The 15,668-nt window shown below is 63.1% G+C and carries 16 protein-coding genes and 1 tRNA gene; 14 read left to right on the top strand and 3 right to left on the bottom strand.

Annotated elements, in window-relative coordinates; all coding sequences use genetic code 11:
* Positions 1–121: 121 nt before the first annotated feature.
* The 3 genes from RA302_RS25680 to RA302_RS25670 are packed head-to-tail and all read left to right on the top strand — an operon-like array spanning position 122 to position 3,517.
* Positions 122–1,819: a hypothetical protein gene (locus tag RA302_RS25680; RefSeq protein WP_030536557.1), complete on the top strand. Its 1,698-nt coding sequence runs from the start codon at positions 122–124 to the stop codon at positions 1,817–1,819.
* Positions 1,791–2,408 carry a sortase gene (locus RA302_RS25675; protein WP_030536558.1) on the top strand — a complete coding sequence of 206 codons (618 nt, stop codon included), beginning with the start codon at positions 1,791–1,793 and terminating at the stop codon, positions 2,406–2,408. The genes RA302_RS25680 and RA302_RS25675 overlap by 29 nt, the downstream gene beginning before the upstream one ends.
* A gap of 26 nt (positions 2,409–2,434) precedes the next feature.
* A complete protein-coding gene (locus RA302_RS25670) occupies positions 2,435–3,517 on the top strand; it encodes a M20/M25/M40 family metallo-hydrolase (RefSeq protein ID WP_030536559.1) in 1,083 nt (360 codons plus the stop codon).
* Here RA302_RS25670 and RA302_RS25665 read toward each other — a convergent pair.
* A complete protein-coding gene (locus RA302_RS25665) occupies positions 3,478–4,503 on the bottom strand; it encodes a LacI family DNA-binding transcriptional regulator (RefSeq protein WP_003939717.1) in 1,026 nt (341 codons plus the stop codon). The two genes, RA302_RS25670 and RA302_RS25665, sit on opposite strands and share 40 nt — an antisense overlap.
* Before the next feature lie 234 nt (positions 4,504–4,737).
* Between RA302_RS25665 and RA302_RS25660 the strand changes: the two genes are divergently transcribed.
* From RA302_RS25660 to RA302_RS25625, 8 genes are read left to right on the top strand one after another with little or no spacing between them, the layout of a single operon-like run.
* Positions 4,738–5,580, top strand: coding sequence for a BtpA/SgcQ family protein (locus tag RA302_RS25660; protein WP_003940276.1), 843 nt, complete (start codon positions 4,738–4,740; stop codon positions 5,578–5,580).
* Between the two features lie 2 nt (positions 5,581–5,582).
* Positions 5,583–6,482 (top strand): carbohydrate kinase family protein, encoded by a 900-nt coding sequence (locus RA302_RS25655; RefSeq protein ID WP_030536560.1) that lies wholly within the window; start codon positions 5,583–5,585, stop codon positions 6,480–6,482.
* Complete coding sequence (locus RA302_RS25650; protein WP_019745494.1) at positions 6,479–7,486, top strand: substrate-binding domain-containing protein; 1,008 nt, start codon at positions 6,479–6,481, stop codon at positions 7,484–7,486. Before RA302_RS25655 ends, RA302_RS25650 begins: the two co-directional genes overlap by 4 nt.
* A 2-nt stretch (positions 7,487–7,488) precedes the next feature.
* Positions 7,489–8,259 carry an ATP-binding cassette domain-containing protein gene (locus RA302_RS25645; protein ID WP_003939830.1) on the top strand — a complete coding sequence of 257 codons (771 nt, stop codon included), beginning with the start codon at positions 7,489–7,491 and terminating at the stop codon, positions 8,257–8,259.
* A complete protein-coding gene (locus RA302_RS25640) occupies positions 8,256–9,299 on the top strand; it encodes an ABC transporter permease (RefSeq protein WP_003939698.1) in 1,044 nt (347 codons plus the stop codon). The genes RA302_RS25645 and RA302_RS25640 overlap by 4 nt, the downstream gene beginning before the upstream one ends.
* Positions 9,254–10,345 carry a phosphotriesterase gene (locus RA302_RS25635; protein WP_230587577.1) on the top strand — a complete coding sequence of 364 codons (1,092 nt, stop codon included), beginning with the start codon at positions 9,254–9,256 and terminating at the stop codon, positions 10,343–10,345. Before RA302_RS25640 ends, RA302_RS25635 begins: the two co-directional genes overlap by 46 nt.
* A complete protein-coding gene (locus RA302_RS25630) occupies positions 10,338–11,090 on the top strand; it encodes a glutamine amidotransferase (RefSeq protein WP_030536562.1) in 753 nt (250 codons plus the stop codon). Before RA302_RS25635 ends, RA302_RS25630 begins: the two co-directional genes overlap by 8 nt.
* A complete protein-coding gene (locus RA302_RS25625; protein WP_030536563.1) occupies positions 11,087–11,713 on the top strand; it encodes a TenA family protein in 627 nt (208 codons plus the stop codon). The genes RA302_RS25630 and RA302_RS25625 overlap by 4 nt, the downstream gene beginning before the upstream one ends.
* 97 nt (positions 11,714–11,810) lie before the next feature.
* Here the strand turns inward: RA302_RS25625 and RA302_RS25620 are convergent.
* Positions 11,811–11,884: transfer RNA gene (locus RA302_RS25620), tRNA-Met, on the bottom strand.
* Positions 11,885–11,937: 53 nt separating this feature from the next.
* Positions 11,938–12,648 (bottom strand): FCD domain-containing protein, encoded by a 711-nt coding sequence (locus tag RA302_RS25615; RefSeq protein ID WP_030536564.1) that lies wholly within the window; start codon positions 12,646–12,648, stop codon positions 11,938–11,940.
* Positions 12,649–12,746: 98 nt separating this feature from the next.
* Here RA302_RS25615 and RA302_RS25610 point away from each other — a divergent pair, with 98 nt between their 5' ends.
* From RA302_RS25610 to RA302_RS25600, 3 genes are read left to right on the top strand one after another with little or no spacing between them, the layout of a single operon-like run.
* On the top strand, positions 12,747–13,496 hold the full coding sequence (locus RA302_RS25610; protein WP_030536565.1) for a (Fe-S)-binding protein: 750 nt from the start codon (positions 12,747–12,749) through the stop codon (positions 13,494–13,496).
* Entirely contained in the window at positions 13,493–15,013 is a 1,521-nt protein-coding gene (locus RA302_RS25605) for a LutB/LldF family L-lactate oxidation iron-sulfur protein (protein ID WP_030536566.1), read from the top strand. The genes RA302_RS25610 and RA302_RS25605 overlap by 4 nt, the downstream gene beginning before the upstream one ends.
* A complete protein-coding gene (locus tag RA302_RS25600; protein WP_030536567.1) occupies positions 15,010–15,636 on the top strand; it encodes an LUD domain-containing protein in 627 nt (208 codons plus the stop codon). Before RA302_RS25605 ends, RA302_RS25600 begins: the two co-directional genes overlap by 4 nt.
* Positions 15,637–15,668 lie beyond the last annotated feature (32 nt).

Here is a 15,668-nt window from a genome sequence, read left to right as displayed (position 1 = left end):
GCGCAGCAGCTCTCAATTTTTCGGACCGACCGGTCGTAACGTCTGGAAGTCAGCCGACGAAGTAAAGGCTGTCCACGCCGGAATTGCCGTCTTCGTAAAGAAGGCCGAAAGGTTGAGCGCTATGTCGGAGAAGTCCATCGCCCATTCTCGGAGGGTCCGCTCTGCGGCCGCCGGTGCCGTACTAGCTCTCGGATTGGCGGTGGGCGGCACGGGAATTGCATCGGCAGAGCCGGAAACCGTGTGTACCCCGAGCGCTGATCCGCTGGTGACCTGCGCCGAGGAAGAGGCAGCTGCCACCACCGACGCCGACGCGGCGACGAGCACCGAGACCACGCCGGAGAAGGTTGAAGCCGGGGTCGCGGGCACGGGCAGTGCCGAAACCGCTGGTACGGACGCTGCAGCACTGGCGGAAGCCGAAGCAAAAGCCAAGGCAGCTGCCGACGCGGCAGCGAAGGCCGCCGAAGCAGCCGCGACGGCAGGGGTCGACTCGTCCGCAGCGACAGACACTTCGGTGAAGGCGACCGAGGCAATGACCCAGGCGAGCGTCGAGGCAACCAAGGCGGCGGTCGAATCGACCAAGGCCAAGGCGGAGGCCGGGGCCGCGGAACAGTCTGCCAAGGAAGCCGAAGAGGCAGCCAAGGTTGCGGAGTCCGCGGCGGCCGATGCGAAAGAGGTAGCAAAAACAGCTCAGGCAGAAGCCGACGCGGCCGCAGCCAAGGCTGCTGAACTCGAGGAGGCTGCGAAGGCCGCCGGTTCGGGGCCCAAGACCGAAGAGGCAGCAAAGGCGCGCGCCGAGGCTAATGCTCTGCAGGCCAAGGCCGATGAGGCGAAGGCTGCCGCGGATGCAAACGCCAAACTGGTAGCGGACAAGAACAAGGAAGCCGAGGAAGCCTTCAAGAACTGGGATTTCGCGAAGGCAGCCGTCGCTAAGGCTCAGGCGTTGGCCGCAGCTTGGAATGCCAAGCAGCTCGCGATCACCGTCAAGGAAACTCAGAAGGTGGCCACCGCCGCTGAAACCACGGCCAAGGCAGCCGAGTCCGCAGCTGCCACCGAGGTAGAAGCTGCTACCGCCGCCCGTAAGGCCGCAGATGAAGCGGCGGCTACTGCGGCTTCCGCGCTGAAGGATGCCGACGCTGCGCAGAAGGCCGCGGAGACGGCCCAGGCCGAAGCCGATGCTGCGGGCGAGGCTGCCACCGACAAGCGAGCCATCGCCGACGAAAAGGCTGCCGAAGCCGCCAAGAAGGCCGAAGCTGCCGAAGCGGCGAGCAAGAAGGCGCAGGATCTCTACCTGGCCGCCGAAGACGCGAAGGCGGCGGCCGACGCCGCGGCAGCAAAGGCCAAGGAAGCTCAGGCCGCTGCAGCCGCCGCAAAGGCCGAAGCGGATGCAGCGCAGAAGATCGTCGACGAGCTCAAGGCAAAGGGCGAGAAGGAGATCGACAACGGAACAGGCGTCGGCGGTGAAGTGATCATCGGTGAGCACACTGACGACGGCTCCGGGGTCACGAAGGTCGACGAGACCACCGCTGTAGTGAACAAGACCGGCGTCAAGCTGGTCGGCTACTACAACAACAAGGGAGCCTTCGACGTCGTCGACTACTACGTCACCGATGCCGACGGCGATCCGGCGCTCGCCGGAAGCCTGCCCCCGGTCGACCTTGCTCTCGGTGACACCGCAAGCAGCAGCACCAGCGGTAGCAGCAACTCCAACCTGCCGGCTGTATTGATCGGCGTCGGAGTCGTGGGCGCTGCCGCCGCAGCAGCTACGACGGTGGTTGTTCGTCGCAAGCGTCATGACGGCCCGGGCAACACGTCTGCGTAGCCTCGGTCTCTCGGCGGTAGCGATCCTCGCCGTCCTCGTATCCGGATGTTCGGGCGAGAACGCGGGATCGCTACCTGACCGCTCGCCGGTGCAGTCGCATATCGCGGCTGCACCGGCTTCGGTGACCGTCGATCCGGCAGAACCCGAGAGGATCGAGTTGAGGTCTGCGTCCGGGGTCACGTACCTGAGCAGTCCGTTGCACTCGGAGAAACTGATGCGCGGCGGCGAGAGTGGGCAGCAACTGAATCCCGTCGACGAACTGCCGGTGTGGTGGGGTGAAAGCGGAATGCCGGGAACGTCGACCACACAAACAGTTGTCGTGGTCGGCCACAACTACACCACTCGCGAAGCACCATTCCGGGCGCTCCGGGTAGTGGAGCCGGGCGATCGAATTCTCCTGGGTACACCGAACGGCACACTCGAGTACGACGTCGAAACAGTCGGGCCGCTGCACAAAGGTTCGCTGCTGGGCGCTCACGAGTTGCGCGAATCGGTTCCGGGACGGCTGATCCTCGCCAATTGTGATGTCGTCGAAGGAGAGTCGACCGACGACAATTACGTTGTCATCGCCCAGCTGGCAGCGCACTGAATCCGTGGCAGTGCAAGAATAGGTACATGGATTCCCTCGGACTTCTCTCGGAACTGGTAGCTCTCGACACGGTCTCGGGGGAGTCCGCTCCTCAACAGCGGGCGATGGATTCGATTGTCTCGTTGGTTCTCTCACGTGCGCCACAGGCGAAGGTGGAGTCAGACCTGACCGGCAATCATCCCTGGGCCTTGATCACCAACGAAGCTGCACCCTCGGCAGCCAGACTCCTGTTCGCCTGCCACGTGGACACGGTGCCGGTGGGCACTGTCTCCGACTGGGAGTTCGATCCGTATGCCGCACAGGTCGACGGCGAATTGTTCCTCGGCAGAGGGACATCGGATATGAAGGCCGGCCTTGTTGCCGCTACTGCCGCGGTTGTCGACGCTTTCGAACGTGGAGTCCCGGTCGCGCTGTTGCTGACGAGCGACGAGGAAATCGGATCGCTCGGGGCTGTTCGTTCGGCCGACGCCGTTGCGAATCTCGAGGTCGGGGCGGTCATCGTTCCCGAGGCGACCGGCAATCGCATCAACCTGGGGCACCGCGGCGCACTGTGGCTCGAAGTGTCCGTCAAAGGAAAAGCCGCGCACGGGAGTACGCCGCAGCGAGGAACTAACGCCGTCCTCAAACTGCTTGACGTCGTCGACCGAGCCCGGCGTGAGCTTCCGCTGTCGTCCGACGCGTTTCTGGGTGCCGAAACCTGGAACCTCGGCTTGGTCGGCGGGGGTTCGGCTCCGAACATCGTGCCGGACAGTGCACGTGCGGTGATCGATCACCGCACGGTGGGAGACGGCGCCGACCTGCTCGCGTGGTGGCGAGCCCAACCAGAAGTCGACTCGGTGGAGACGTCGATTCATCTGGGAGGTGTGCGTACCGACGCGTCGGACCCGTGGTTGGCCACCCTGCCTATCCCTGTTGCAACCGAACCGGTTTCGTACTTCACCGACGCTTCGGTACTGGCCGCCGCCGCCCCTGGTGCTCCCGTCGTGATCTGGGGCCCTGGCACTCCCTCGCTGATGCATGCGGCCAACGAAAGCGTCAAGGTCTCCGAACTGGACGATGCGATCGCTGCTTACGGTGCGGTTGCCGCCGCTTGGCCGACGGTGGACTGACGGACAATCAGTTCAGGAGCAAGCGCGATGTGGGCTGTCGACTCGGAAGAGTTGTTCATCGCCTGATCCAGAAGTCGCACAGCTTCTTCCGCGATTCTTTCCTGCGGCTGCCCGACGGTGGTCAACGGCGGGTTGCACAATTCGGAGAATGGGATGTTGTCGAAACCGGTGACCAGAACGTCGCCGGGAACGTCGATGCCCAATGTGTGACACGTCTGCAACACGCCAAGTGCGATCAAGTCGTCGGCGCAGACCAGGGCGTCGGGGCGAGTTTTGCCGGTCAGGATGATGTTGGATGCCGTGCGCCCCCACTCGATCGAGTACTCGCCGAGTTGTGTCCACTCGTCACGAGTTTCGATGCCCATTCGATCCGCGTGGCGGAAGAAGCCGGCCCGGCGAAGTTCTGTTGACGAATTGGTCAGCTCGGAACTGATGAAGGCGGCTGATTGCGCGCCACGCTCCGACAGATGCTCCATCACCAGGGATTGAGCGGCGTCGTCGTCGACGCCGACCCAGTCCGTCTGGGTATCCATTGCAAACCGGTCCAGTTGAACGACCGGAAGCGTTGCCGCGCTGGCTCGGACGGCTTCTGCACTCAGTTCGCCGTGGCACGGGCTGATGATGATTCCGTCCACTTGCCGGGAGACGAGCGACTTGAGCCGCTGCGCTTCCACGTCGGGATCGGAACGAGAATCGCACAGGAACAGTTGTAGGCCGCGCCGAGCGAGGACGTGTTCGACGTTGACCACCAGCGAAGTGAAGAAGGGGTTCGCGATACTCGGAACCACCATTCCGACAGTGTCCGTCCGATTGCGACGCAGTGAGCTGGCGATGATGTTTCCCGAGTATCCGAGAGAATCCGCGGCTCGTTTGATCGTCGCTGCAAGCTCGTCCGAGACAGGGCGGGAGCCGGACAGTGCCCGCGACACGGTGGCCGTCGACACCCCGGCCAGTTCCGCGACATCGCGAATGGTCGCCTTGCGCATGCGTCCCCCGTTTTCTGCTCGATTCGGGTCCGAGGTTATCGAACCGCACGGTCCAGTGTCCCGCATGTAACGCGATTGAGGCAATCGTTTACAAATTCGAATTGTGAAATCCTTGACACAACCCGGTGTTGATCGCATAACCTGCTAATTCATCAAGGCAATCGATTACATCGTGTGCAGATCTTGTGCATGGACATACAGCGCAAATCTTGCGCATGGAATGGGGTAGCTGAAGTGACCGCATCACCGCTCGGAGTCTTTCCGCCCAAGCCCTCGGCGCTGGCAGAGATGTTCACCGGCACGCCATCTCTCATCGGGGCCATTCACCTCCCGGCCCTGCCGGGCAGCCCGCACTACACCGGGCAGCCGGTTTCGGAAATTGCTCGCTTCGCCGTCGAGGAAGCACACGCGTATGTCGACAACGGTTTCGACGGGGTGATCGTCGAAAATCACTGGGACATACCGTTCCTCAAGCCCGGCGAACACGGATACGAAACCGCCGCGAGCATGGGAGTCATCACGGCAGCGGTGGTCGGCGAGTTCGGCAAGGCCGTCGGCGTCAGCATCCTGTCCAACGCCGGCGAGTGCGGAGTGGCCGCAGCGTGGGCGGCAGGCGCGAGTTTTGTGCGCGTCAATCAGTGGGCCAATGCCTACATTGCCAATGAGGGCTTCATCGAGGGCCAGGCCGCCAAGACGACGCGCTTCCGCCATCGCATCGGCGCCGACCCGGTCCGGATCTTCGCTGACGTGCACGTCAAGCACGGTGCGCATGCCATTGTCGCGGACCGCACTGTCGCGGAACAGACCGAAGACGCCGAGTTCTTCGACGCAGATGTTCTGATCGCGACGGGTTCGCGCACCGGTGACGCCGCTTCGGTCGACGAGGTTTCCGTGATCCGAGACAACACCGTTCTTCCCGTGATCATCGGATCCGGCATCACGGCTGCCAATGTCGCAGCGCTGATGAAGGAATGCGACGGCGCCATAGTTGCATCCTCGGTGAAGGACAATGGACGCTGGTGGGGACGGGTCGCAGGCGAGAAGGTCCGCGAACTGTCCCGGGCCGCAGGAAAGTAACCATGATTGTCTTTTGTGGATACGCCAACAACGATGTGACGGTACATGTCCCACACGTACCGGTACTCGGTGAGCGCGTTCAGGCAACGGCCATCAGTCAGATCGACGGTGGAATGAATGCAAATGCTGCGGTATCCGCGGCCAGAATGGGCGCGCAAGTGATCTTTGCCGGTGCCGTGGGCCCGGACGCGCGGTCCACCGAGTTTCTCGAATCCCTCGAGGCAGACGGCGTCGACACCAGTTGGTCGCCGCGAGATGCGTTCCTGTCGACGGCAGTTGTTCTCATCGCGCAGGACGGCGATCGCTCAATCATCAGCCAGGACGACCCGAACGATGCCGAACGAATCGGAGTTGTCATCACCCGATTGGCTGCTGCCGGTGGTGGACGGCTGTTCCTCGACGGATACCGTGCGGGCTTCCTGCCAGAGGGATTGCCGGGAAGCGTAAGTCTGGTAATCGATCTGGACGGTTGTGAAAACAAATCCGCGGCACTGCGCGCGTTCGCTCTGGCCGACCACGTCGTCGTAGGGCGTGCCCTGTGGGAAGGCGAGTTCGGGATCGGTTTCGACCAGTGGCAGACTCTGGCCGCCGAGCACAACACACACCTGCTGGTGACCGACGGCTCGCGAGGTTGGACACTGGCCACACCGGACGGCGAGGTGACGAGCGAACCGGCAGTAGTGGTCGACGTCGTCGACGCCGTCGGGGCCGGTGATTGCTTCGGCGGTACGTACATCGCTTTTGTCGACGCCGGGCGATCACCGGTGGACGCCGCACGACTCGCCGGGGCATCGGCTGCATTGGCTTGCGCCACCGCAGGCCCCCGCGGATGCCCCACCCGAGATGAATTGAACCGCTTCACAGCAACATTGACCCCTCACACCCTTTTGGAGACTCGATGATGAAACGTGCATTGCCTCTGGCGCTGGGAGCTGCAGTCGCGCTCACGCTCACCGCTTGTGACTCGGCTTCGTCGAGTGACTCGAAGGACGCATCGGGGGGCTCGTCCATCCCGCAGCCGACCCGGGTCGCCGAAAGCTGTGACGGGACGAACGGCAAGCTCAAGGTCGGTCTGGTGACCATCAACCTCCAGGCGCTGTACTTCAACCAGATCAACAATGCCGCGAAGAACGTCGCGGACAAGGCAGGCGTCGACCTGCAGATCATCAGCGGCAACGACGATTCCGTCGCGCAGGCCAACGCCTTCGACAATCTGATCGCCGCCGGAGTCGACGCGATCATCGTCGATGCAATCGACACGGACGGAATCAAGCCGTCGGTGGTCAAGGCCAAGAACGCGGGCATCCCCGTCGTCGCGGTGGACGCGACCATCGACGATCCGGCACTGTCGACTCAGGTCGGTACAGCCAACGCCGAGGGCGGTGCCAAGATCGGAAACACCTTGGCCGACGTCGCGAACAACACCGGAACGGTCGGTATCGTCGGCGCGCTCAACAGCACTGTTCAGTTGGAGCGGCAGAAGGGCTTCACGGAGACCGTGACCGGCCGCGGAATGACCGTCGGCACCGTCGTGGACGGACGTAACATTCAGGAGAACGCACAGACCGCAGCGGAGAACCTGCTGACCGGCGGTGGCGACATGAAGTACGTCTACGCAACCGGTGAGCCGGCACTGATCGGTCTCGTCGCGGCGGTCAACAGTCAGAAGGCGCAGGATCGCATCGAAGCAGTCGGTTGGGATCTTTCGGATCAGGCGGTAGGCGGACTCAAAGCCGGTTGGCTTAAAGGCGTGGTCCAGCAGAACACCTTCGAATTCGGCCATGAGGCAATGAATTCGGCAATCGACCTGGCTTGCGGACGCGGCGCTCCGGCAAACATCCCGGTTCCCACCCAGATCGTGACCCCGGAGAACGTGGCCGACTACATGTACTACTTGGAGAAGTAATCATGGCACCTCCACTGATCGAACTCTCGGGCATCACCAAGTCGTACGGACCGGTGAAGTCCCTTCAAGGAGTGGACCTTCGGCTGGCGAAGGGTGAAGTACTCGGAGTGGTCGGCGACAACGGCGCCGGTAAGTCCACTCTGATGAAGATTCTCGCCGGTGCGGTTCAGCACGACGGCGGCGAAATGCGCGTCAACGGTGAACCAGTGCGCTTTTCGACGCCTCTCGACGCGCAGCAGAAAAAGATCGGAATCGTCTACCAGGATCTGGCTCTGTGCGACACGCTGGACGTCGCCAGCAACCTGTTCCTCGGCAGAGAACCGCGAAAAGGCCCCTTCCTCGACCGGCATGCCATGCACGAGAAGGCGGCTCACATTCTCGCCGACCTGCATGTCAAGGTGAAGTCGACCTACCAGGAGATCGGGCAACTGTCCGGCGGACAGCGGCAAACCGTCGCGATCGCCCGCGCAGTCTCCTTCCGCCCAGACGTACTGATCCTCGACGAGCCCACCGCAGCGCTTGCCGTCGCCGAGGTCGAGTCGGTGCTCAAGCTGATCACGGACGTCGCAGCGGCCGGCGTGGGCGTCATTCTCGTGACACACCGCCTGCAGGACCTGTTCCGCGTGTGTGACCGAATCACGGTCATGTACGAGGGGCAGAGTGTCGACGACGTTCCGATCGGCGACCTCAACATCGAGTCCCTCGTCGGACTCATCACTCGAACTCCGGTGCCGCAACGGACATCGGCAGCAACACAGGGAGCCACGGCATGACCACTCTCGAGAAGACTCAGGCGCCGATCGAGCGCAAGCTCGCCGCGAAACCCTCCTTGTGGGACAGCGTCAACAAGCCCACCCTCGCGATGCTGGCGGTGACAGTTGCTGTCGCAGCCGTCTTCTCGGCGACCACGTCGTCGTTCCTGACATTCACCAACCTGTCGAACCTGGCAACCCAGATCGCTCCGGTTCTGATCATCGCGGTGGCGATGACTTTCGTGATCACGGCAGGTCAGATCGACCTGTCCGTCGGTGCGATCGTCGCGTTCGTCGCGGCGATGAGTGCCGAGCTTATCCAGGCCGGCGTCGATTCGTCCCTGGTCTTCGTCGCCGCCCCGGTGATGGGTGCGGCCTGGGGCCTGGTCAACGGATGGCTCGCTGCCTATCAGGGCATTCCGCCGTTCATCGTGACTCTGGCGACGATGTCCGTCATTCGCGGTATCGCGCTGTATCGGACCGAAGGATTCTCCGTTCCGGTTCCGGCCGACACTTACTTCGCGAAGCTCGGAACTGCTGAGTTCCTCGGGTTCTCCGCCAGCGCCTGGATTGCTCTCGTCGTCGTGGTCATAGGAGCAATTGCGCTCAACCGCATGCGCTTCGGGCGCTACGTCACCGGTATCGGCTCCAACGTCGAATCCGTGCGACGGTCCGGCGTCAACACGCGTCGTGTGCTCATGATGACGCTCGTCTTCACCGGCTTGGCTGCCGGTATCGCGGGACTGCTGATCGCGGCTCGACTGGGCTCGGGTTCGGCCAACTCCGCAACGGGATTCGAGCTCACGGTGATCACCGCGGTGGTTCTCGGTGGCACCAATCTCTTCGGCGGTCGCGGCACCGTGATCGGTACCGTCATCGGCGCCGTCCTGACCGGAATCATCGCCAACGGATTGACCCTGCTCGGCGTGAGCCCGTTCCTGACACCGATCATCACCGGTGTCGTTCTGCTACTGGCCATCTGGATCAACATGCGCGGACATACACTGAGCGCGCTGTGGCGACACCTGCAGTCCGCACCGTCGGGGCCTGCACGCTCATGAGCAAGGTTCGTACTGTCACGGGAACTGTGGACAGCTCGGAACTCGGACTGGTTCTCCCACACGAACATCTGTACAACGACGTCACCGGTGCGTACAGCGAGGCCCCGGATCCGGTTGTGGCACAGCGGTTGGCCGGTCCGGTACGCGCCGAGGATGCCTGGCTTCTTCACGACAATCCGTACTACAGTCTCGACAATTGTCGAGTCGACGACGCAGCGGCCGTGGTGGAAGACCTTGCGGACTTCGCCCGCCTCGGTGGTCGGACGATCGTCGATCTGACACCGCCGGGACTGGGCCGGGCACCGGAGAAGCTGGCGGAGTTCTCGCGAAAGTCAGACGTGCGAGTGATCATGGGTTCAGGGTGGTACCTCGAGACGACCCATCCGATCGAGGTCCACGAACTCGGTGTCGACGATCTGGCAGGTTCGCTCGTCGAGGAGTTCGATCCGGCAAAGGAATTGGCACCTGGCGTGATCGGGGAGATCGGAGTCTCCCCGCTCTTCACTCAGAACGAGGCGAAAGCGTTGCGGGCGGCATCCATCGCCCAGCGCGAGGTGGACGTGCCCCTGTTCGTCCACCTTCCGGGCTGGCAGCGCGTGGGACATCACGTCGTCGACATCGTTGTCGACGAGATGGGCGTCGATCCGCAGGCAGTGGTCCTGTGCCACATGGACCCGTCCGGACACGACGCCGACTACCAACGATCGCTCGCCGACCGCGGTGTCTTTCTCGAATTCGACATGATCGGGATGCCTTTCGATTTCCCCGGCGAGGGTCTTTCGCCGCATCCGGCGGAAACAGCCACTGCGGTAGCCGGATTGGTCACCTCCGGTCACGCATCACAGCTCCTGCTCAGTCACGACCTCTTCCTCAAATCAATGCTCAGAAAGCACGGCGGAAACGGATTCTCCTACGTACCACTCGCCTTCGCCGCCCGGTTGGTGCGCGCAGGCGTAGATCCCCAGCAAGTGTCCGCACTGATGCGAGACAACCCGAGGTCGCTCTTCGAGCAGGCCGCGAAAGGAAACAGAAGCAGTCATGGGTAAACGAGTACTGATCGCCGGCGAGAGCTGGATGACGACGTCGACGCACGTCAAGGGCGTCGACGAGTTCAGTGTCCATTCCTACGTCGAGGGAGTCGGTCCGCTTCGGGATGCGCTCACCTCACGTGGCCACGACGTGACACACATGCCCGCACACCTGGTGCCGACGCAGTTCCCCGGTACCGCAGAAGCACTGTCGCAGTTCGACGTCGTCGTTCTCTCCGACATCGGAGCGAACTCGCTGCAGCTGGCTCCCGGCGTGTTCGACCAGTTCCGCGCCGGCGAGGATCGTCTTGTCGCGCTACGTGACTGGGTGAACGCCGGCGGCTCACTGATGATGATCGGTGGCTACCTCTCGTTCTCCGGATTCCAGGCGCGAGCAGCTTTCCGCCAGACCGCGATCGCCGAGGTACTGCCCGTGACGATGCTGGCCGAAGACGATCGCGTCGAGACACCGGCTGGGATCGTTCCCACCGTCGTCGATGCTGCTCACCCGGCTCTCGGTGGTGCCGGCGATTCCTGGCCGGCGCTCCTGGGATACAACCGCGTCGTCGCGAAGGACGGTGCCGTGGTTCCCGCCACCATCAACGGCGATCCGCTTGTCGCTGCCGGTGAATACGGCGCCGGACGGTCGATCGTCTTCACCTCGGACTGCTCGCCGCACTGGGCTCCGCCGGAGTTCTGTGAGCAGTGGCCCGGATACACCGACCTGTTCCACGGCTTGATCAGTTGGGTCGCCGGCGAATGAGTCGCTCCTCAGACCTGCTCGCGCGGCAGCAGAGTAATCTCGCTGCCGCGCGGGCGGTTCCATTCATCGAGGACACCATCGGCGGGACGTTGAGTGATGAGGGATTCCGCCGGTACCTCGTGATCGAAGAGGCATTTGTACTGACGGCCGTCAAGGTGTTGGGGTTGGTGGTCGCCGAATCCCCGACGCTCGACGACGCGCTCGACCACGTGACGTCGATGTCGAACCTGGTGGGCGAGCAGCGCGAGTATTTCGCGCAGTTGCGTTCCCGCTTCCCGTACGAGGGGGACGCAGCGGCGCTGGTCGAGGAGTCGGCCGTGCTGTCGACGCACGCCTTGACTCTCGCTCGCGAAGAGGGCAGGGCGGCGGCGCTGGTGGGCATGTACGCCGCGGAAACCCTGTATCTGTCGTGGTGCCGGGAGGCGGCGGCAGTGAGGGTAGATCGCGAACCAGCGTTGCAGGACTGGGTGGACATGCATGTCGCTCCGCCGTTCGTGTCTCAGGTGGCGGTGCTGGCGTGCGAGGTGGACGCCATGCCCGAGTCCGTCACCGACGAGGACCTGGATCGGTGGTTCTCCGGCATGCTGGTCGCAGAGATCGATTTTCACAACGTGGTGGTGTGAACCACTGCTGTGCGCCTTTATTAACCCCCGGCGGTTAATAAAGGCGCACAGCAAAAGGCCCGTAGGCCGCTTTCGCAACCTACGGGCCTCTTCTTTGTAGCGGGGACAGGATTTGAACCTGCGACCTCTGGGTTATGAGCCCAGCGAGCTACCGAGCTGCTCCACCCCGCGTCGGTGTGAAACCAACAGTACACGACTTCTGGAGGCGCAATTACCACCCCCTGTCACCGGCTGGAGTGCGCGCTTTCCGAGTAGTAACCGCGGATGTGTCCGACTATGCGCTGACGTGCGAGTTCGCCGTCACCCGCGTTGACCGCATCCACCAATCCTCGGTGTTCGTCACGCAGTCGCATGCAGGTGCTCGGCCAGCTGTCGATCTGGACGCCCGCGAGAACGTAGGCCTCGATGGACTCGCGCAGGCCGGTCATCATGGCTGCGATCACCTGATTGCCCGCCGCGTCGGCGAGCGCCACGTGGAACTGTGCGTCGAGTAGCAAGAATTCCTCGGCCGAGAGAGCTGCGTCCTCCATCGAGTCGAGCAGTTCGACGGCCGCGCGGAGGTCGGGTGTCGGGGTCCGCGATGCCAGGGATTGCATCACCTCGGATTCGAGAACGAGTCGTGTCTTCACCACATCCGAGACCGGAAAGCCCTGTGCTGCAACCTGCATCCGCATCAGCATGGTCATGCCGCCGGTCGGTTTGGCAACAATCATCGCGCCGGACGTCGGGCCGGAGCCAGTCTGCGCCTTGAGGAGGCCGAGTGCTTCCATGACCCGCAACGCTTCTCGGACCGATGACCGCCCGACGCCCAACTCTGCTGCCAGAATTCTCTCTCCCGGCAGGCGCTGGCCAGGAGACACCTCGCCTGAAACGAGCCGACGTTCGAGGTGGCTCAGTACTTGTTCCCACGCTCGCGGGCTCGGCTCGGTCGGCATGAGGCAAGAGCATAACCGGGTGGACGCCGTTTATGGGGTGGCCTGTACAGGGATGTATTACTGTGGTCAGACCACACCGACAGATTGCGGGGAACCACATGCGAGTAGCGCTGTTCGCCACCTGCATCGGGGACACGATGTTTCCCGACGCCGTCAAGGCCACCGCCCTCCTGCTCACCCGTCTCGGGCACGACGTCGTGTTTCCGTCCGGGCAGACTTGCTGCGGGCAGATGCACGTCAATACCGGCTATCAGCCGGGCGCACTACCGCTGGTCGCGAACTACGCCGACACCTTCGGTGATGCGTCGATCGACGCGGTTGTCGCACCATCGGGGTCGTGCGTCGGCTCGGTCCGTCATCAACACGAGATCGTCGCCGAGCGCTACGGCACCGCGTCGCTGTGTGGACAGGTGCAGACCGTGAAGGCAAAGACGTACGAGCTCTCCGAATTCCTCGTGGACGTTCTCGGGGTCACCGATGTGGGCGCGTACTTCCCGCACCGGGTCACCTATCACCCGACCTGTCACTCACTGCGGATGCTGAGGGTAGGGGACAAGCCACTTCAGTTGCTGCGCAACGTCCGCGACATCGATCTGGTCGAACTCCCCGAAGCAGATTCCTGCTGTGGATTCGGCGGCACCTTCGCCATCAAGAATGCGGAGACTTCGACGGCCATGCTGGCGGACAAGATTCGCCACGTTGCGGACACCGGCGCCGAATTCTGCAGCGCCGGAGACTCGTCCTGCCTCATGCACATCGGCGGCGGTATGTCACGACTGCAGATGGGCGCCAAGACCATTCACCTCGCGGAGATTCTGGCGTCGGTGGAAAGCCGGGTGCGCGCATGAGCGCTGTGACGCTGGGTCTGCCCAGCTTCCCGCCGAGGTCGCCCGAGGGTGCAGGGTTCCTGCGAGGTACTGAGAAATTCCCCGTCGCAGCACATCACGAGCTGGCCAACGCGCAACTGCGACGCAATATCGGCAAGGCGACGCACACCATCCGTGCCAAGCGCATCAACGTGACTGGAGAGCTTCCCGATTGGGAAGACCTGCGTGATGCGGGTTCGGCGATCAAGGCCGACGTCATGGCGCGGTTGCCGGAACTGCTCGAACAGTTCGAAGCTGCAGTCATCGCGCGCGGTGGGCAGGTGCATTGGGCGGCAGATGCCAACGAGGCCAACGCCATTGTGACCGAACTTGTCAAAGCCACCGGCTCCGACGAGGTCATCAAGGTCAAGTCGATGGCCACGCAGGAGATCGGTCTCAACGAGCATCTCGAAGCCCACGGAATCACCGCCTACGAGACCGATCTCGCGGAATTGATCGTCCAACTCGGCCATGACAAACCGTCGCACATCCTGGTTCCCGCGATCCATCGCAACAGGTCCGAGATTCGGGAGATATTCCTTCGTGAGATGCCAGATGTCGATCCGAACCTCGGGGAGAACCCGGCCGAACTTGCCGCAGCTGCACGAAAGTTTCTGCGCCACAAGTTCATGACGACGCCGGTCGCCGTCTCCGGCGCCAATTTCGGCATCGCGGACACGGGCACTCTGACCGTCGTGGAGTCGGAGGGCAACGGGCGAATGTGCCTGACGCTGCCGAAAACACTGATCACCGTGATGGGCATCGAGAAGATTCTGCCGACGTATCAGGATCTGGAGGTCTTCCTGCAACTGCTGCCGCGGTCCTCGACGGGGGAGCGGATGAACCCGTACACCTCCATGTGGACCGGCGTCACGCCCGACGACGGTCCGCAGGAGTTCCACCTGGTCCTCCTCGACAACGGTCGGACTGCCGCGCTTGCCGACAAGATCGGGAGGGAAGCCCTGAGCTGCATACGGTGCTCGGCGTGTCTGAACGTGTGCCCGGTCTACGAGCGCACCGGCGGTCACGCCTACGGATCGACCTATCCAGGACCGATCGGCGCGGTGCTGACTCCGCAGCTCGCGGGCATGCATGGCAAAGACGATCCCAACTCGACGCTTCCCTTTGCCTCGAGTCTGTGCGGTGCGTGCTTCGACGCCTGCCCGGTCAAGATCGACATACCGTCGCTGCTCGTCGAATTGCGTCACCAGAAGGTCGAGCAATCCGGTTTCACGGCAGAGTCTTTGGCGATGAAAGCCGCCTCTCTGGCGATGTCGACCGAGGGCCGGTGGACGTTGGCTCAGAAAGCTGCCGGGCTCGGACGCGTCGTGGCCGGCAGGAAAGGGAAGATCTCTACGTTGCCACCTCCATTGAACGGTTGGACAGCTGCCAGAGACATTCCCGCACCTCCCAAGCAGACCTTCCGATCCTGGTGGGACTCCGACGAAGGCCGCGCGGCATTGGACGAGGCTCGTCGTGACGGGAAGGCGGACAGATGAATTCACGTGAAGTGGTGCTCGGACGCATTCGTGATGCCATCACCTTGGCGCCCGCCCGCGAAGGCGAGATACCGCGAAACTACCGGACTGGCAGAACCATGTCCGACGGGGAACTCATCGATTTGTTCGTCGACCGTCTGGTGGACTACAAGGCGCACGTTCACCATTGCGCTGCAACAGAAATCGCCGAGGCCGTCGCCGGAATACTGAGAGAGCACGGACTACACACTCTGGGGATCCCCGCCGGCCTCGACCGATCATGGGTGGCCGGATTCGACGGAACGCTGGTGGTGGACAGCCCGGACGTACCGGCTCCTGAACTCGAGAACCTCGACGCCGTTGTCACCGGCTCGAAGGTATCGTGCGCCGAAACCGGCACCATCTTCCTCGACGCCGGTCCATCGCAGGGACGCCGTGCGTTGACGCTGGTACCGGACACACACATCTGCGTCGTGTATCGCAGCAGTGTGGAAGTGGGAGTGCCGGAGGCGATTGCGAAGCTGACACCGGAGCGCCCCACCACCATGATCAGCGGCCCGTCGGCGACCTCCGACATCGAACTCGAGCGCGTCGAAGGTGTCCATGGTCCGAGGAATCTTCACGTCGTCATCGTCGACGGTTGATTCCCGTCGAGCGGGAACTCGGAGGCAGCGGG

It is taken from the genome of Rhodococcus sp. DN22 (assembly GCF_036669995.1).
GTDB lineage: Bacteria > Actinomycetota > Actinomycetes > Mycobacteriales > Mycobacteriaceae > Rhodococcus_F > Rhodococcus_F erythropolis.
Note: the sequence above shows the minus strand (reverse complement) of the source record. Positions and strands in the feature narration are given on the sequence as shown.